This is a genomic window from Pseudomonas sp. NPDC090233 (assembly GCF_044772285.1).
Lineage (GTDB): Bacteria > Pseudomonadota > Gammaproteobacteria > Pseudomonadales > Pseudomonadaceae > Aquipseudomonas.
In genome coordinates this window covers 430,272-448,434 of the sequence record NZ_JBIVYQ010000005.1, presented here as the reverse complement: position 1 = coordinate 448,434, position 18,163 = coordinate 430,272, and the positions used below count along the sequence as shown (strand labels likewise).

The following is an 18,163-nucleotide window of genomic DNA, read 5'->3' as shown; positions in this document are numbered from 1 at the left end:
GGAGCTGAATCGTGATTGATGCATTCGTTCGTATCGGGCCATTGATGGACCCCGCCAGTTACCCCCAGTGGGCTCAGCAACTGATCGAGGATTGCCGCGAGAGCAAGCGTCGGGTTGTGGAGCATGAGTTCTACCAGCGCCTGCGCGACGGCCAACTGCGCCAGGCGACCATTCGCCAATACCTGATCGGCGGCTGGCCGGTGGTCGAGCAGTTCTCGCTGTATATGGCGCACAACCTGACCAAGACCCGCTTCGCCCGCCACCCCGGCGAGGACATGGCGCGGCGCTGGCTGATGCGCAATATCCGCGTCGAGCTCAACCACGCCGACTACTGGGTGCACTGGTGCCATGCCCATGGCATTCATCTGCACGAGCTGCAGTCCCAGGAGGTGCCGGCGGAGCTCAATGGGCTCAATGACTGGTGCTGGCGGGTGTGCACCACCGAGTCGCTGGCGATCGCCATGGCGGCCACCAACTACGCCATCGAAGGGGCGACCGGGGAGTGGTCGGCGGTGGTTTGCGCCGAAGACACCTACGCCATGGGCTTCCCGGAAGATCAGCGCAAGCGCGCCATGAAGTGGCTGAAGATGCACGCGCAGTATGACGATGCGCACCCGTGGGAGGCGTTGGAGATCATCTGCACGCTGGCCGGCGAAAACCCGACCCTGGGATTGCGCAATGAACTGCGCAGGGCGATCTGCAAGAGCTATGACTGCATGTACCTGTTCCTGGAGCGGTGCATGCAGATGGAGGGGCGCCAGCAGGGACGTATGCGCCCGGCGTTGGCGGCGGGTTGAGCCCACCGCGGATGAATCTGCTCCTGTAGGAGCGGATTCATCCGCGATGAGGCCGGTACAACCAACCCAGAACTACTGAGCGTTAAACGCCTGCCCATTCACCCCAGCACTGTCCGGCCCCATCAAATACAGGTACACCGGCATGATCTCCTCCGGCAGCGGATTGTTCTGCGGGTTCTCGCTGGGATAAGCCTGCGCCCGCATCGCCGTGCGAGTAGCACCCGGGTTGATGCTGTTGGAGCGCACCGGTGCCACGCCTTCCAGTTCATCGGCGAGGGTCTGCATCAGCCCCTCGGTGGCGAACTTGGACACCCCGTAAGCCCCCCAGTAAGCCCGGCCCTTGCGCCCGACGCTGCTGGAGGTGAACACCACCGAGGCGTCTTCCGACAGCTTGAGCAGCGGCAGCAGGGTGCTGGTGAGCATGAAGGTGGCATCGACGTTGATGTGCATCACGCGCATGAAATTGTCGCCCGAGAGCTGCTCCAGCGGTGTGCGCGGGCCGATGATCGAGGCATTGTTGAGCAGCCCGTCGAGGCGGCCGAACTGTTCCTCGACCATCACCGCCAGTTCGTCGTACTGGTGGGGCAGGGCGGTTTCCAGGTTAAACGGGATCACCACCGGCTGCGGGTGGCCGGCGGCCTCGATTTCATCGTAGACCTCATTCAGGTTGGCTTCGGTCTTGCCCAGCAGCAGCACGGTGGCGCCGAGTGCGGCATAGGCCTTGGCGGCGGCGGCGCCGATGCCGCGACCGGCACCGGTGACCAGGATGACGCGGCCCTTGAGCAGGTCGGGGCGGGCGGTGTAGTCGAACATGTCAGGTGTCCTTGAATGACCGGGGGCGGCTCAGCAGCCGCACAGGGCGCTGTCGATCACTTTGCGCAGTTCCAGCGGGTGGTCCACCACCACATCGGCGCCCCAGTTGTTCGGATTGTCCTCTGGATGAATATAGCCGTAGCGCACGGCCGCCGTGCGGGTGCCGGCGTCACGGCCCGACTCGATGTCGCGCAGGTCGTCGCCAACGAACAGCACGCTGGCCGGGTCCAGGTCCAACGTTTTGCAGGCGAGGATCAGCGGCTCGGGGTCAGGCTTGCTGTTCTTTACGTGGTCCGGGCAGATCAGCAGCGCCGAACGCTCGGCCAGGCCCAGGCGCTGCATGATCGGCTCGGCGAAGCGCACCGGCTTGTTGGTCACCACGCCCCACAGCAGGTTGCCTTTCTCGATGTCGGCGAGCAGCTCGGCCATGCCGTCGAACAGCTTGCTGTGCACCGCGCAGTCACGCTGGTAGCGCTCCAGGAATTCCAGGCGCAGCGCCTCGAAGCCCTCGGCGTCGGGGCTCATGGCGAAGGTCGCGGCGACCATCGCCCGCGCACCGCCGGAAATCACGTCGCGGATCAGCGTGTCGTCGATGGCCGGCAGGCCGCGCTCGGCGAGCATGGCCTGGCAGATGGCGATGAAGTCCGGCGCCGTGTCGAGCAGGGTGCCGTCCATGTCGAAGAGTACTGCTCGCAAACGCATGCTCATTCCTCGCGCAGGGTCTGGATCATGTAATTGACGTCCACATCGCTGCTGAGCTTGTAGTGCTTGGTCAGCGGGTTGTAGGTCAGGCCGATGATGTCCTTGACCTCAAGGCCGGCGGTGCGGCTCCAGGCGCCCAGTTCGGACGGGCGGATGAATTTCTTGAAGTCGTGGGTGCCGCGCGGCAGCATCTTGAGGATGTATTCGGCGCCGACGATGGCCAGCAGGTAGGCCTTGGGGTTGCGGTTGATGGTCGAGAAGAACACCTGGCCGCCCGGCTTGACCATGCGGTAGCAGGCGCGGATGACCGAGGACGGGTCGGGCACGTGTTCGAGCATTTCAAGGCAGGTGACCACGTCGAACTGCTCGGGCATTTCCTCGGCCAGGGCCTCGGCGGTGATCTGCCGGTATTCTACCTGCACGCCGGATTCCAACTGGTGCAGCTGGGCCACGGCCAGGGGCGCCTCGCCCATGTCGATACCGGTGACGGTGGCGCCGCGCAGGGCCATCGCCTCGCTGAGGATGCCGCCGCCGCAGCCGACGTCCAGCACTTTCTTGCCGGCCAGGCTGACGCGCTCGTCGATCCAGTTGACGCGCAGCGGATTGATATCGTGCAGCGGCTTGAACTCGCTCTCGCGGTCCCACCAGCGGTGCGCCAAGGCTTCAAACTTGGCGATTTCGGCGTGGTCGACGTTGCTCATTGAACAGTCCTCTGAAACTTGTACGAATTGCGCCGGAGTATACCCGAGCGCCCAAGGCTGATGGTCGCTATAATCGCCGGCTTTTATATCCGAACGACGGGGAGAGGCAATGCGCGAGCAACTTTTGGCGGCGGAGAAGGTGACTGGCATCCGCTGGCACCGCGGCGCCCTGCACCTGCTCGACCAGCGCCTGCTGCCGTCGGAAGAACGCTGGCTGGCCTGCGACAATGTCGCGCAGGTGGTGGCGGCGATTCGCGACATGGCCGTGCGTGGCGCGGCGGCCATCGGTATCGCGGCGGCCTATGGCCTGGTGTTGGCCCTTGAAGAGCGCCTGGCCGAAGGCGGCGATTGGGAAATGGACCTGGAGGAAGATTTCCTCAGCCTGGCCGAGGCGCGCCCAACCGCAGCCAACCTGTTCTGGGCGCTCAACCGCATGCGCGAGCGTTTGCAGCGCGTACGCCCCGACGAGGACGTGCTGGCGATGCTGGAGGCGGAAGCCATCGCCATTCACGAAAGCGACCGCGAGGCCAACCTGACCATGGCCCAGCACGGCATCGAGCTGATCCGCCGCCACCAGGGCAATGCGCAGACCCTGCTGACCTACGGCAATGCCGGCGCGCTGGCCAGTGGCGGTTTCGGCACTGCGCTGGGGGTCATCCGGGCAGGTTTCCTCGAAGGCATGGTCGAGCGCGTCTACGCCGGTGAAACTCGCCCCTGGCTGCAAGGGTCCCGCCTGACTGCCTGGGAACTGGCCAACGAAGGCATCCCGGTGACCCTGTGCGCCGACTCGGCGCTGGCCCACCTGATGAAGAGCAAGGGCATCACCTGGGTGGTGGTCGGCGCCGACTGCATCGCCGCCAACGGTGATGTGGCCAGCAAGATCGGCACCTATCAGCTGGCGGTCAGCGCCATGCACCACGGCGTGCGCTTCATGGTGGTGGCGCCGAGCACCAGCATCGACCTGAACCTGGCCACGGGCGAAGACATTCCGCTGGAGGAGCGCGACGCCGACGAATTGCTCGATTATGCCGGCACCCGCGTGGCGCCGGATGTCGAGGTGTTCAACCCGGTATTCGACGTGACCCCAGCCGACCTGATCGACGTGATCGTGACCGAGCGCGGCATCGTCGAGCGCCCGGATACGGCCAAGCTGGCGCAATTGATGTGTCGCAAGCGGTTGCATTGAACCCCTGCCTCGGCGCGGCGTTACACATGTAGGAGCGGATTTATCCGCGATGCGCCGCGTGGGCGGCGCTCGATTTCCCCCGCGCCGAAGCAACCAAGTCGTACACTTGCCAACCCCATTTGTGATAACATCCGGCAGTTTCCAAGACCGCCCATCACGGCGGCCAATTTTGCGCAGATCCATGGCACAACTCATTGATTTGTCGTAAGTCGTCGCACCCCTATGCGCTGCGGCGGCGAGCTTCGTTCGGCCCTTGATGGAGCTGCGAAGTTTCACCAGAAAAAGGAATCAGGCTTCTCATGGGCGAACTGGCCAAAGAAATCCTCCCGGTCAATATCGAAGACGAACTGAGACAGTCTTACCTCGACTACGCGATGAGCGTGATTGTCGGGCGAGCGCTGCCCGATGCACGTGACGGCTTGAAGCCCGTGCATCGTCGCGTTCTCTATGCGATGAGCGAACTGGGCAACGACTGGAACAAGCCGTACAAGAAATCCGCCCGTGTGGTCGGTGACGTGATCGGTAAGTACCACCCGCATGGCGACACTGCGGTCTACGACACCATCGTGCGTATGGCCCAGCCGTTCTCGCTGCGCTACCTGCTGGTCGACGGCCAGGGCAACTTCGGTTCGGTCGACGGCGACAACGCCGCAGCCATGCGATACACCGAAGTGCGCATGTCCAAGCTGGCCCACGAGCTGCTGGCCGACCTGCACAAAGAGACCGTCGACTGGGTGCCCAACTACGACGGCACCGAGCAGATCCCGGCGGTCATGCCGACCCGTATTCCCAACCTGCTGGTCAACGGTTCCAGCGGTATCGCCGTGGGCATGGCGACCAACATTCCGCCACACAACCTCGGTGAAGTCATCGACGGTTGCCTGGCGCTGATCGACAACCCGGAAGTCACCATCGATGAGCTGATGCAGTTCATCCCGGGCCCGGACTTCCCGACTGCCGGTATCATCAACGGCCGTCAGGGCATCATCGAGGCGTATCGCACCGGCCGTGGCCGCATCTACATGCGTGCGCGCTCCGAGATCGAAGACATCGACAAAGTCGGTGGCCGCCAGCAGATCGTCGTGACCGAGCTGCCGTACCAGTTGAACAAGGCGCGTCTGATCGAGAAGATCGCCGAGCTGGTCAAAGAGAAGAAGATCGAAGGCATCACCGAGCTGCGCGACGAGTCCGACAAGGACGGCATGCGCATCGTCATCGAGCTGCGCCGCGGCGAGGTGCCGGAAGTGGTGCTCAACAACCTCTACCAGCAGACCCAGCTGCAGAGCGTGTTCGGCATCAACGTGGTAGCGCTGATCGACGGCCGCCCACGCCTGCTCAACCTCAAGGACCTGCTCGAAGCGTTCGTCCGCCACCGCCGTGAAGTGGTGACGCGCCGTACCGTATTCGAGCTGCGCAAGGCCCGCGAGCGCGGCCACATCCTTGAAGGCCAGGCCGTTGCGCTGTCCAACATCGACCCGGTCATCGCCATGATCAAGGCCTCGCCGACGCCGTCGGAGGCCAAGGAAGCGTTGGTATCCACCGCCTGGGAATCCAGTGCCGTGCAGGTCATGGTCGAGCGCGCCGGCGCCGATTCCTGCCGCCCTGAAGACCTCCCTGAGCAGTACGGCCTGCGCGATGGCAAATACTTCCTGTCGCCGGAACAGGCCCAGGCGATTCTCGACCTGCGTCTGCACCGCCTGACCGGCCTGGAGCACGAGAAGCTGCTGGCCGAGTACCAGGAGATTCTGGAACAGATCGGCGAACTGATCCGCATCCTCAGCAGCGCCCAGCGCCTGATGGAAGTGATCCGCGAAGAGCTCGAAGCCATCCGTGCCGAATACGGCGATGCCCGCCGCACCGAGATTCTCAACGCCAGCCACGACCTCAACTACGGCGACATGATCCCGGAAGAAGAGCGTGTGGTGACCATTTCCCACGGTGGCTACGCCAAGACCCAGCCGTTGTCCGCGTACCAGGCCCAGCGCCGTGGCGGCAAAGGCAAGTCGGCGACCGGCGTGAAGGACGAAGACTACATCGAGCACCTGCTGGTCGCCAACAGCCACGCCACCCTGTTGCTGTTCTCCAGCAAGGGCAAGGTGTACTGGAAGAAGACCTACGAAATTCCTGAAGCCTCCCGCGCCGCGCGTGGTCGCCCGCTGGTCAACCTGCTGCCGCTGGAGGAGGGTGAGCGCATCACCGCCATGCTGCAGATCGACCTCGAAGCCCTGCAGCAGAGCGCCGATCCGGACGAAGAGCTGGAGGACAGCGACGAGAACGTGATCGAAGGCGAGCTGGTAGAAGTCGAAGAAGTCGACGAAGAAGACGGCGACACCCCTGAATGGGTGGCGGAACCGACCGGCGCGTACATCTTCATGGCCACCGCTTCCGGTACCGTCAAGAAGACCCCGCTGGTGCAGTTCGCCCGTCCGCGCTCCAACGGCCTGATCGCCCTGAAGCTGAAAGAAGGCGACACCCTGATTGCCGCGGCCATCACCGATGGTGCCAAGGAAGTCATGATGTTCTCCGACGCCGGCAAGGTGATCCGCTTCGCTGAAAGCGTTGTGCGTGAAATGGGCCGTACCGCCCGTGGCGTGCGCGGCATGAAGCTGGGCAAGGGGCAGCAGATCATCTCGATGCTGATTCCGGAGTCCGGCGCGCAGATCCTCACGGCGTCCGAGCGCGGTTTCGGCAAGCGCACCCCGCTGTCCAAGTTCCCGCGTCGCGGCCGTGGCGGCCAGGGCGTGATCGCCATGGGCACCAAGGGGCGCAACGGTCTGCTGATCGGCGCCATCCAGGTGCAGGAAGGCGAAGAGATCATGCTGATCTCCGACCAGGGCACGCTGGTGCGTACGCGGGTCGGTGAGGTTTCCAGCCTCAGCCGTAACACCCAGGGTGTTACGTTGATCAAACTGGCGGCGGATGAAACGCTGGTCGGGCTGGAGCGGATCCAGGAGCCCTCCGAGGAAGAGCTCGATGATGTGATCGAGACGGACGAGGAGGGCGTCGAGAGCGACGCGCCGGATAACGAAGCTGCGGGTGCCGAAGAGGCCCCGCAGGAATAAGCAAGCGTAAATCCCGAGCGGGGCGACCAAGGTCGCCCCGTTTGACTGATAAGAGCAGAGCGAGAGTGGATGTGAGCAAACGAGCCTTTAACTTCTGCGCAGGCCCTGCCGCGCTTCCTGAAGCTGTCTTGCAGCGTGCCCAGGCCGAGATGCTGGACTGGCGCGGCAAGGGCTTGTCGGTGATGGAAATGAGCCATCGCAGCGACGATTACGTGGCCATCGCCGAAAAGGCCGAGCAGGACCTGCGTGACCTGCTGTCCGTTCCCTCCAACTACAAAGTCCTGTTCCTGCAGGGCGGCGCCAGCCAGCAATTTGCCGAGATTCCGCTGAACCTGCTGCCGGAAAACGGCACTGCCGACTACGTCGAGACCGGCATCTGGTCGAAAAAGGCCATCGAAGAAGCGCGCCGCTTCGGCAGCGTCAACGTCGCTGCCAGCGCCAAGCCTTACGATTACCTGGCGATCCCTGGCCAGAACGAGTGGCAGCTGAGCAAGAACGCGGCTTACGTCCACTATGCATCCAACGAAACCATCGGCGGCCTGCAGTTCGACTGGGTGCCGGAAACCGGTGACGTCCCGCTGGTGGTCGACATGTCGTCCGACATCCTCTCGCGCCCGATCGACGTCTCGCAGTACGGCCTGATCTACGCCGGTGCGCAGAAGAACATCGGCCCGAGCGGCCTGGTGGTGGTGATCGTCCGTGAAGACCTGCTGGGCCACGCCCGCAGCAGCTGCCCGACCATGCTCGACTACAAGGTATCGGCCGACAACGGCTCCATGTACAACACCCCGGCGACCTATTCCTGGTACCTCTCCGGCCTGGTCTTCGAGTGGCTCAAGGAGCAGGGCGGCGTCGAAGCCATGGAGCAGCGCAACCGCGCCAAGAAGGACCGCCTCTACGGCTTCATCGACGCCAGCGAGTTCTATACCAACCCGATCAGCCACAACGCCCGTTCGTGGATGAACGTGCCGTTCCGCCTGGCTGATGAGCGCCTGGACAAGGCCTTCCTTGCCGGTGCCGATGCCCGCGGCCTGCTCAACCTCAAGGGCCACCGTTCTGTAGGTGGCATGCGCGCCTCGATCTACAACGCCCTGGGCCTGGATTCTGTTGAAGCCCTGGTCGCCTACATGGCCGAATTCGAGAAGGAGCACGGCTGATGTCCGAACACGAGCTCAAGGCGCTGCGCGTGCGCATCGACAGCCTCGACGAGAAAATCCTCGAGCTGATCAGCGACCGCGCCCGCTGCGCCCAGGAAGTGGCCCGGGTCAAGACCGCCACCCTGGCCGAAGGCGAGAAGCCAGTGTTCTACCGCCCCGAGCGTGAAGCCGCCGTGCTCAAGCGCGTCATGGAGCGCAACAAGGGGCCGCTGGGCAACGAAGAGATGGCGCGGCTGTTCCGCGAGATCATGTCGTCCTGCCTGGCCCTGGAAGAGCCGCTGAAAGTCGCATACCTGGGCCCGGAAGGGACCTTCACCCAGGCGGCGGCGATGAAGCACTTCGGTCATGCCGTGATCAGCCGCCCGATGGCAGCCATCGACGAAGTGTTCCGCGAAGTGGCGGCCGGCGCCGTCAACTTCGGCGTGGTGCCGGTGGAGAACTCCACCGAAGGCGCGGTCAGCCACACCCTGGACAGCTTCCTTGAGCATGACATGGTGATCTGTGGCGAAGTCGAGCTGCGCATCCACCACCACCTGCTGGTGGGCGAAAACACCAAGACCGACAGCATCACCCGCATCTACTCCCATGCCCAGTCCCTGGCCCAGTGCCGCAAGTGGCTGGACGCGCATTACCCGAACGTCGAGCGCGTGGCGGTTTCGAGCAACGCCGAGGCGGCCAAGCGAGTCAAGGGCGAGTGGAATTCGGCGGCGATCGCCGGCGACATGGCGGCCAACCTGTATGGGTTGACCCGCCTGGCCGAGAAGATCGAAGACCGTCCGGACAACTCCACGCGCTTCCTGATGATCGGTAATCAGGAAGTGCCGCCGACCGGCGACGACAAGACCTCGATCATCGTGTCGATGAGCAACAAGCCGGGTGCCTTGCACGAGCTGCTGGTGCCGTTCCATGAGAACGGTATCGACCTGACGCGCATCGAAACGCGCCCGTCGCGCAGCGGCAAGTGGACCTATGTGTTCTTCATTGATTTCGTCGGCCACCACCGCGACCCGCTGATCAAGGCGGTGCTGGAGCAGATCAGCCAGGAGGCTGTGGGGCTCAAGGTGTTGGGGTCTTATCCGAAGGCGGTGCTTTGATTGGAGATTGTTGGGGCCGCTGTGCGGCCCATCGCGGTTAAAACCGCTCCTACAGGTTGCGCGATAGCTGTAGGAGCGGCTTCAGCCGCGATAGGCGCCAAAGGCGCCCCAATGGTCCAGCTGAACTGCCTAGATTTCTGAACAGGGTTCGCACCAGTGGTAAATGCCGTAACAACCAAACCCGCGCCAATCATCGGTCGCCTCGTCGTCGTAGGCCTCGGTCTGATCGGCGGCTCCTTCGCCAAGGGCCTGCGTGAAAGCGGCCTATGCCGCGAAGTGGTCGGCGTCGACCTGGACGCGTCTTCACGCAAGCAGGCCGTGGCCCTTGGCGTGGTCGACCGCTGCGAAGAAGACCTCGCCGCCGCATGCCTCGGTGCCGACGTCATCCAGCTCGCCGTGCCGATCCTGGCCATGGAAAAGCTTCTCTCACTGCTTGCCGGGCTCGACCTGGGCAACGCCGTGATCACTGACGTCGGCAGCGCCAAAGGCAACGTGGTGCGTGCCGCGCGCGCAGTCTTCGGCAAGCGCCTGCGCCACTTCGTACCAGGCCACCCGATCGCCGGCTCCGAGCAGAGCGGGGTGGAGGCCTCCAACGCTACCCTGTTCCGCCGGCACAAGGTCATCCTCACGCCGCTACCGGAAACCGACCCCGCCGCTTTGGCGCTGGTCGACCGCCTGTGGCGCGCGCTGGATGCCGATGTCGAGCACATGCCGGTAGAGCGCCACGACGAAGTGCTGGCCGCCACCAGCCACCTGCCGCACCTACTGGCCTTCGGCTTGGTCGATTCGTTGGCCAAGCGCAATGAAAACCTCGAGATCTTCCGGTACGCTGCGGGTGGTTTCCGCGATTTCACCCGAATCGCCGGCAGTGACCCGACCATGTGGCACGACATCTTCCTTGCCAACCGCGAGGCTGTACTGCGCACTTTGGACACATTTCGCAGCGACCTCGACGCCTTGCGCGACGCGGTCGATGCAGGGGATGGGCACCAGTTGCTGGGTGTATTCACCCGCGCTCGGGTTGCCCGCGAGCATTTCAGTAAAATCCTGGCCCGCCGGGCCTATGTGGACGCTATGAACGCCAACGATCTGATTTTCCTGGCCCAACCTGGTGGCCGCGTGTCCGGACGGATCCGCGTTCCAGGCGACAAGTCGATTTCCCACCGTTCGATCATGCTCGGCTCGCTGGCCGAAGGCACGACCGAAGTCGAAGGCTTCCTCGAAGGCGAGGATGCCTTGGCGACCCTGCAGGCTTTCCGTGACATGGGTGTGGTCATCGAAGGCCCGAACCATGGCCGCGTGACCATTCACGGTGTCGGCCTGCATGGCCTGAAGCCGCCGCCTGGCCCGATCTACGTGGGTAACTCCGGTACCTCGATGCGCCTGCTTTCCGGTTTGCTGGCCGGCCAGCCGTTCGATGTCACCATGACCGGTGATGCCTCGCTGTCCAAGCGCCCGATGAACCGCGTCGCCAACCCGCTGCGGGAAATGGGCGCCGTGGTCGAGACCGGCCCGGACGGTCGTCCGCCGTTGACCATTCGCGGTGGCAGCAAGCTCAAAGCACTGACCTACACCCTGCCGATGGCCAGTGCCCAGGTTAAGTCCTGCCTGCTGTTGGCTGGCCTGTATGCCGAAGGCAAGACCACCGTCACCGAGCCTGCGCCGACCCGCGACCATACCGAGCGCATGCTGCGCGGTTTCGGCTACGCGGTTGAGTCGAATGGCCCGGTTGCCTCGCTGCAGTCCGGTGGCAAGCTCACCGCGACCCGCATCGAAGTGCCGGCGGATATCTCGTCCGCGGCATTCTTCCTGGTGGCCGCGTCGATCGCCGAAGGCTCCGAGCTGGTGCTCGAGCATGTCGGCATCAACCCGACCCGCACCGGTGTCATCGACATCCTGCGCCTGATGGGCGGCGACATCACCCTGGAAAACCAGCGTGAAGTCGGCGGCGAGCCGGTGGCCGACCTGCGTGTGCGTGGCGCCAAGCTCAAGGGTATCGACATCCCCGAAGAGCTGGTGCCACTGGCCATCGACGAGTTCCCGGTGCTGTTCGTGGCTGCGGCCTGCGCCGAAGGCCGCACCGTACTGCGTGGCGCCGAAGAGCTGCGGGTCAAGGAATCCGACCGCATCCAGGTCATGGCCGATGGCCTGATCACACTAGGTGTGAAGTGCGAGCCGACCCCGGACGGCATCATTATCGACGGCGGCCAGATCGGCGGCGGCGAAGTGCATGGCCACGGTGACCACCGTATCGCCATGGCCTTCAGTGTCGCCTCGCTGCGTGCCAGTGCGCCGATTCGTATCCATGATTGCGCCAACGTCGCTACCTCGTTCCCGAACTTCCTCAAGCTGTGCGCTGAAGTGGGTATTCGCGTTGCAGAAGAGGGCAAGTCGTGAGTGCGCAGGCGCCGGTCATCACCATTGACGGCCCGAGTGGCTCGGGCAAGGGCACGGTCGCCGGCCTGCTGGCCCGCGAGCTTGGCTGGAAGCTGCTGGACTCCGGCGCGCTGTACCGGTTGCTGGCGTTCAACGCCAGCAACCACGGCGTCGACCTGACCAACGAAGAGCTGCTCAAGGCTCTGGCCGCCCATCTGGATGTGCAGTTCATCGCCGCCGAGCCGGGTAAGCTGCAACAGATCATTCTCGAAGGTGAGGACGTCAGCAATGTCATCCGCACCGAGACGGTCGGTGCCGGGGCGTCGATGGTCGCGTCGCTGCCGGCAGTGCGCGAAGCGCTGCTGCAGCGCCAGCGCGCCTTCCGCGAAGCGCCCGGGTTGATCGCCGATGGCCGCGACATGGGCACCGTGGTGTTCCCGGACGCGCCGCTGAAGGTCTTCCTCACCGCCAGTGCCGAGGAGCGTGCCCGCCGCCGCTACCTGCAGTTGAAGGGCAAGGGCGAAGATGTTAGTCTGTCGAGTCTGCTAGATGAGATTCGTGCGCGCGATGAGCGCGACACCCAGCGCGCAGTGGCCCCGCTCAAACCGGCGGCCGATGCCATACAGCTGGACTCCACCGAGTTGTCCATCGAGCAGGTGTTGCAACGTATCAGGAGCGAGCTCGCCCAGCGCGATCTTCTCTGATAGCCAGGAAAGCAGGCAGGGGCACCAGTCAACGTCCTGCCGGCTTTCCTTTACTTAAAACAAACCCACATTGTCTGGAATGTGGCGATGGGCGTCTGTTTCGCCCGAATCTACAGGAATTAAAATGAGCGAAAGCTTTGCAGAACTCTTTGAAGAAAGCCTGAAAACCCTCAATCTTCAGCCGGGTGCGATCATCTCCGGTATCGTTGTCGACATCGACGGCGACTGGGTTACCGTACACGCTGGCCTGAAGTCCGAGGGCGTCATCCCGCTCGAGCAGTTCTACAACGAAGCTGGCGAGCTGACCATCAAGGTCGGTGACGAAGTTCACGTTGCGCTGGACGCGGTCGAAGACGGCTTTGGCGAAACCAAACTGTCCCGTGAAAAAGCCAAGCGCGCCGAGTGCTGGATTGTTCTGGAAGCAGCTTTCGCCGCCGAAGAAGTGGTCAAGGGCGTTATCAACGGTAAGGTTAAAGGCGGCTTCACTGTCGACGTTAACGGTATCCGTGCGTTCCTGCCAGGTTCGCTGGTTGATGTCCGCCCAGTGCGCGACACCACCCACCTCGAAGGCAAAGAGCTGGAATTCAAGGTCATCAAGCTGGACCAGAAGCGCAACAACGTTGTTGTTTCGCGTCGCAGCGTGCTGGAAGCCGAGAACTCCGCCGAGCGCGAAGCCCTGCTGGAAACCCTGCAGGAAGGCCAGCAAGTCAAAGGTATCGTCAAGAACCTCACCGACTACGGCGCATTCGTGGACCTGGGCGGTATCGACGGCCTGCTGCACATTACCGACATGGCTTGGAAGCGTATCAAGCACCCATCGGAAATCGTTAACGTTGGCGACGAAGTCGACGTACGCGTTCTGAAGTTCGACCGCGAGCGCAACCGCGTTTCGCTGGGTCTGAAGCAGATGGGCGAAGATCCGTGGGTAGCTATCACTGCCCGCTACCCAGAAGGTACTCGCGTACAAGCGCGCGTTACCAACCTGACCGACTACGGCTGCTTCGCTGAGCTGGAAGAAGGCGTTGAAGGTCTGGTACACGTTTCCGAAATGGACTGGACCAACAAGAACATCCACCCGTCGAAAGTCGTTCAGGTTGGCGACGAAGTGGAAGTCATGGTTCTGGACATCGACGAAGAGCGTCGTCGTATCTCCCTGGGCATCAAGCAGTGCAAGTCCAACCCATGGGAAGACTTCTCCGGCCAGTTCAACAAGGGTGACAAGATCACCGGTACCATCAAGTCGATCACCGACTTCGGTATCTTCATCGGTCTGGACGGCGGCATCGACGGTCTGGTTCACCTGTCCGACATCTCCTGGAACGAAACCGGCGAAGAAGCCGTGCGTCGCTTCAAGAAGGGCGATGAGCTGGAAACCGTCATCCTGTCGGTTGATCCAGAGCGCGAGCGCATCTCCCTGGGCATCAAGCAGCTGGAAGACGATCCGTTCTCCAACTTCGTTGCTGTCAACGACAAGGGCGCTATCGTCCGTGGCATCGTGAAGGAAGTTGACGCCAAAGGCGCCATCGTCACTCTGGCCGACGACATCGAAGCCACTCTGAAAGCTTCCGAAATCAGCCGTGACCGCGTTGAAGACGCGCGTAACGTCCTGAAGGAAGGCGAAGAGATCGAAGCCAAGATCATCAGCGTTGACCGCAAATCGCGCGTCATCAGCCTGTCGATCAAGTCGAAAGACGACGCTGAAGAGCGTGAAGCCATCCAGAGCCTGAAAAACGCTCCGGAAGCGGCTGCCGACACCACCATGGCCGCGCTGCTGCGCGAAGCTATGGCCAAGCAGAACTGAGTTCTGTTTGATCGGTAAAAAAGGGTGGCCTTCGGGCCACCCTTTTTTTTGCCTGCAGCGCACCTCACACCTATTTCCTTACACTTCCTTCTTGAATTTTTTTATTAAGTCAAGAACCGCCCTGTTCAAATCCCTCCGAGCGTGCTACAAACTGATTAAGCAATGATCTAGCTGCTTGATAACGAAGGGAAAAATATGACGAAGTCGGAGCTGATCGAACGTATTGTCACCCATCAAGGGCTACTCTCGTCCAAGGACGTGGAGCTGGCCATCAAGACCATGCTTGAACAGATGTCCCAATGTCTGGCCACGGGCGATCGCATCGAGATTCGAGGTTTTGGCAGCTTTTCCTTGCACTATCGTGCACCGCGGGTAGGCCGTAACCCCAAGACTGGCCAGTCTGTCGAGCTGGAAGGCAAGTTCGTGCCGCACTTCAAACCGGGCAAGGAACTACGTGACCGGGTAAATGAAGAAGAGCACGAGCACACCTGATGAAGGAGCAACCTGATGCGTAACCTCAAGCGCGCCCTGGCGGCGGTGTTCGTGCTGGTATTGGCGGCTGTGGTGTTGTTTTTCGTGCTGGAGAATCAGCAATCGGTTTCGCTGGTGCTGTTCGGTTGGTCTGCCCCGGAGGTTCCGGTGGCTGTCCCTGTACTCGCTGCGTTGGTTGTGGGGCTTGCCATCGGACCAATACTGGGGGTGTACGGGGTGCAACGCAGCAAGCGGAAGATTCGCGCCTCGGCACGTCGGGTGGTGCTAAACGACAATTGAGGATTTTTCCTACGCCCTCATAGGAAAAGCTCACCTTCTCATGATGCCTTGATAATGGAGTAATACGCGCTTCATTTTTTGGTCAGGCGAGTGTGCAGCGGTATGGAGTTTCCCAGCCTATCCCATCATGGCGGCACCCGAAGCGTTACGGGTTCCTGTCATCAGCTTCATCTGGACAGTACCGTCAGCCTGTTGATCGACTGCGGTCTGAATCAAGATGCCGATGCGCAGTCAGGCGTGGCGTCTGGGCCAGTCAGCTTCGAAGTTGGCGGTATTCAGGCGCTGGTCGTCACTCATGTCCATCTCGATCATGTCGGTCGTATACCAGCATTGTTGGCCGCTGGTTACCGCGGCCCCATCCTGTGCAGCGAACCTTCGGCCAAGCTTCTGCCGCTGGTACTGGAAGACGCCTACAAGCTGGCTATCAGCTCCAACCCAGTCGAGATTGATCGCTACCTGGCTTTGCTGCGAAAACTGATTGTGGCGGTGCCTTTCGAGCAGTGGTACACCGTAACAGAGCGCAACGGCTTGGTTTGTTCTATCCGTCTTCAGCGCGCTGGTCACCTGCTGGGCTCGGCCTACGTGGAATGTGATGTGCGCTATCCGGGAGTCGACGATACTTCGCGCGTCGTCTTCTCTGGCGATCTTGGTGCGCCGTGCAACCCACTACTGAGAGCCGTCAAGCCTCCTGAGCGGGCTGACATTCTTGTCTTGGAAAGTACTTACGGCGATCGTATGCACACCGGTCGCAATGCCCGACGGCAGCATCTGGAGGCGGCCATCGATCGTGCGCTGGCGGACAGAGGCACCATTCTGATCCCGGCTTTCAGTCTCGGCCGGACACAGGAACTGCTGTACGAAATCGAAGATATCCTGCATGGCAAGTCCTTGCTCGGACCGGGAGAAAAGGGGCGGGGCGATGATCCGCTGGCAACATTGGACTGGTCGCAGGTGCCGGTCATTCTCGATTCGCCCCTGGCCCAGCGCATCACCACAGCCTACGCAGAGCTGCATGAATACTGGAATTGCGAGGCCAAGCAGCGATTGCAGGCCGGGCGGCATCCGCTAGGCTTTGGGCAGTTGGTCTGTATCGATACGCACGCCAAGCACCGGCAGGTGGTCAATTACCTGAAGAGCACCGGTCGTCCTGCCATCGTCATTGCTGGTAATGGTATGTGTTCGGGTGGACGAATCGTTAATTACCTTAAGGCAATGTTGGGTGATCCGCGACACGAGGTCATGTTCGTGGGGTATCAGGCGAAAGGGACGCCAGGAGCCGTGATACAGGCCAGTGAAGGGGCGCAGGGGTTTGTGCAGATTGATCTGGATGGTCGCATGTACGACCTTAATCTGAAAGTCATGAGCTTGGACGGGTATTCCGGGCACGCGGACCAAGCAGGGTTGCTTAGCTTCGCGCTGGAAGGCGAGCAGCCTGCGCGTGAGGTCATTTTGGTTCATGGTGAGGCGCGGGCCAAGGCTGCGCTTGCAGCAGCGCTGCGCGAAGCTACGAAATCATCGGCTGCAATCAATATCTCATGCCCGTGAACTTTATTAGCATGCTAATCATGTGCGCAGGTTTCGCACGTAACGTAAGTGCCTCTTGCAGCTGAATTAAAGGTAGATCATGCTCTGTGACAAAATGACCCAGTAGTGGGTTGTTGATCTTTATTCTCATCTTGATGGGCTGAACTTATCCGCCTCTGAGCTTTCCCATTCTGGTTGGGCGAATTGCCCACAGTGCTGGCAAAAGAGTGGCTAGAATCTCGCGGCGTTAAGCTATACGCTGCGACGCTCAAGGTCAGCCGAGGGAGCGCGCTGGTGGCTGGGGGCATCCTCGGTCTGTTGCGGATCTCTGAGGTTTGCTGAAGCCCATCGATGAACTCAAGGATACGCAGAGTAAATGTCCACAGATGACGTACGCCGGAACGGCAACAGTGACGAAGTAAATTTGGTTGAGTTGGTGCGGCAGTTCTGGAAAGAGCGTTTTTTGATCCTCGCTGTGACCTTGCTGTTTCTGTTGCTCGCGGTCGCCTATTTATTTATCAAGGCGCCCCTCTACGAGGCCAAAGCTACGGTACGTGAACCATCGCAAGGTGATATTGCAACGCTGAACATTGGTCGCGGAGAAAAAAGCGGGCTGAAGTTACTGGATGTTAAGGACGTTTATAGCGTCTATCTCCGCAACTTGCAGTCAGAAGCCGTCCGTCGAGAATTCTTCGATGATGTCTATGTGCCAGATATGAGGGCTGCAGGATACGAGGTTGGTGGAGATGAGGCATATAGCCGGTTTAGCAGTGGCTTGCGGATAGACACGTCAGATGCGAATCAGTCGGCCCGTGCGACCGTCGCAATATTGGCTAACCAACCGAAAACTGCAGTGTATTGGGTGCAGCTGTATTCCAACCTCGCGGCTTCGCAGGCTACCCGCCAATTGTTGAGTGATCTGCGCAGCGACGCCAAGACCAAGGCGGACAACCTGGAGCAGCAAATCGAAATCGACAGGGAGAGCGCGCGCAAACAGCGTGAAGACAAACTCATTCAGCTTCGAGAGGCCCTGCGGATCGCTCGATCCATTGGTTTGGAAAAGCCTCCTTTCATTTCCGCCAACCTTTCGGCGGAATTATCTTCCGAGATCAGTGGCGGGTTGACCTATATGCGTGGGAGCAAAGCGCTGGAGGCTGAAATCGGTATATTGGAAGCCCGAGTGTCCGATGACCCGTATATCCAAGGGTTGCGTCAGAAGCAGGCGGATGTGGCCTTCTACCGTAAGCTGGGCTTCGACTCTTCGGGAGTGGAGGTCTACCAGCTGGATGGCGATGTCATGCTTCCTGATCGCCCGACCAAGCCTCGTGTTGCGCTTACGATCGTTGCAGCGGGGTTGCTTGGTCTGCTGATCGGTCTGGTTTTGGTCGCCGCGCGGAACGTGTTCAGAGACGTCCGGCAGGGATAGGAGTACGGTATTTGGCTCCGGCCGAATTCCATGTGGCTACTCAACGAAC

General features: G+C 61.6%; 15 protein-coding genes. 12 read left to right on the top strand and 3 right to left on the bottom strand.

From position 1 onward, the window contains the following. Nucleotides 1-11: 11 nt before the first annotated feature. A complete protein-coding gene (locus tag ACIQUF_RS16560; RefSeq protein ID WP_403133246.1) occupies nt 12-797 on the top strand; it encodes a TenA family transcriptional regulator in 786 nt (261 codons plus the stop codon). A gap of 72 nt (nt 798-869) precedes the next feature. On the opposite strand, the gene ACIQUF_RS16555 is transcribed toward ACIQUF_RS16560, so the two are convergent. From ACIQUF_RS16555 to ubiG, 3 genes are read right to left on the bottom strand one after another with little or no spacing between them, the layout of a single operon-like run. Then, a complete protein-coding gene (locus ACIQUF_RS16555; protein WP_400802406.1) occupies nt 870-1,610 on the bottom strand; it encodes a YciK family oxidoreductase in 741 nt (246 codons plus the stop codon). A 30-nt stretch (nt 1,611-1,640) separates the two neighbouring features. Continuing rightward, nucleotides 1,641-2,312, bottom strand: coding sequence for an N-acetylmuramic acid 6-phosphate phosphatase MupP (mupP, locus tag ACIQUF_RS16550; protein ID WP_403133243.1), 672 nt, complete (start codon nt 2,310-2,312; stop codon nt 1,641-1,643). Nucleotides 2,313-2,314: 2 nt separating this feature from the next. Beyond that, complete coding sequence (ubiG, locus tag ACIQUF_RS16545) at nt 2,315-3,013, bottom strand: bifunctional 2-polyprenyl-6-hydroxyphenol methylase/3-demethylubiquinol 3-O-methyltransferase UbiG (protein ID WP_403133241.1); 699 nt, start codon at nt 3,011-3,013, stop codon at nt 2,315-2,317. 109 nt (nt 3,014-3,122) lie between these two features. On the opposite strand from ubiG, the gene mtnA reads away from it, so the two are divergent. From mtnA to ACIQUF_RS16490, 11 genes are all read left to right on the top strand, one after another. Then, a complete protein-coding gene (mtnA, locus tag ACIQUF_RS16540) occupies nt 3,123-4,199 on the top strand; it encodes an S-methyl-5-thioribose-1-phosphate isomerase (RefSeq protein ID WP_403133238.1) in 1,077 nt (358 codons plus the stop codon). 299 nt (nt 4,200-4,498) lie between these two features. Then, complete coding sequence (gyrA, locus tag ACIQUF_RS16535) at nt 4,499-7,261, top strand: DNA gyrase subunit A (RefSeq protein WP_403133237.1); 2,763 nt, start codon at nt 4,499-4,501, stop codon at nt 7,259-7,261. Nucleotides 7,262-7,332: 71 nt separating this feature from the next. Then, entirely contained in the window at nt 7,333-8,418 is a 1,086-nt protein-coding gene (gene serC / locus ACIQUF_RS16530) for a 3-phosphoserine/phosphohydroxythreonine transaminase (RefSeq protein WP_403133235.1), read from the top strand. Further along, entirely contained in the window at nt 8,418-9,512 is a 1,095-nt protein-coding gene (gene pheA / locus ACIQUF_RS16525) for a prephenate dehydratase (RefSeq protein WP_400802394.1), read from the top strand. Before serC ends, pheA begins: the two co-directional genes overlap by 1 nt. Before the next feature lie 156 nt (nt 9,513-9,668). Then, complete coding sequence (locus ACIQUF_RS16520) at nt 9,669-11,909, top strand: bifunctional prephenate dehydrogenase/3-phosphoshikimate 1-carboxyvinyltransferase (protein ID WP_403133232.1); 2,241 nt, start codon at nt 9,669-9,671, stop codon at nt 11,907-11,909. Then, on the top strand, nt 11,906-12,592 hold the full coding sequence (gene cmk, locus ACIQUF_RS16515; RefSeq protein ID WP_400802392.1) for a (d)CMP kinase: 687 nt from the start codon (nt 11,906-11,908) through the stop codon (nt 12,590-12,592). Before ACIQUF_RS16520 ends, cmk begins: the two co-directional genes overlap by 4 nt. A 124-nt stretch (nt 12,593-12,716) precedes the next feature. Continuing rightward, nucleotides 12,717-14,393 (top strand): 30S ribosomal protein S1, encoded by a 1,677-nt coding sequence (gene rpsA, locus ACIQUF_RS16510; protein ID WP_403133230.1) that lies wholly within the window; start codon nt 12,717-12,719, stop codon nt 14,391-14,393. Between the two features lie 195 nt (nt 14,394-14,588). Then, a complete protein-coding gene (gene ihfB / locus ACIQUF_RS16505; protein WP_054886605.1) occupies nt 14,589-14,885 on the top strand; it encodes an integration host factor subunit beta in 297 nt (98 codons plus the stop codon). Nucleotides 14,886-14,900: 15 nt separating this feature from the next. Then, nucleotides 14,901-15,164 (top strand): LapA family protein, encoded by a 264-nt coding sequence (locus ACIQUF_RS16500; RefSeq protein WP_403133228.1) that lies wholly within the window; start codon nt 14,901-14,903, stop codon nt 15,162-15,164. 102 nt (nt 15,165-15,266) lie between these two features. Further along, the gene (locus tag ACIQUF_RS16495; RefSeq protein WP_403133225.1) at nt 15,267-16,709 is read left to right on the top strand and encodes an MBL fold metallo-hydrolase RNA specificity domain-containing protein; all 1,443 of its coding nucleotides are present in this window, start codon (nt 15,267-15,269) and stop codon (nt 16,707-16,709) included. Between the two features lie 355 nt (nt 16,710-17,064). After that, on the top strand, nt 17,065-18,114 hold the full coding sequence (locus tag ACIQUF_RS16490) for a Wzz/FepE/Etk N-terminal domain-containing protein (protein WP_403133222.1): 1,050 nt from the start codon (nt 17,065-17,067) through the stop codon (nt 18,112-18,114). Nucleotides 18,115-18,163 lie beyond the last annotated feature (49 nt).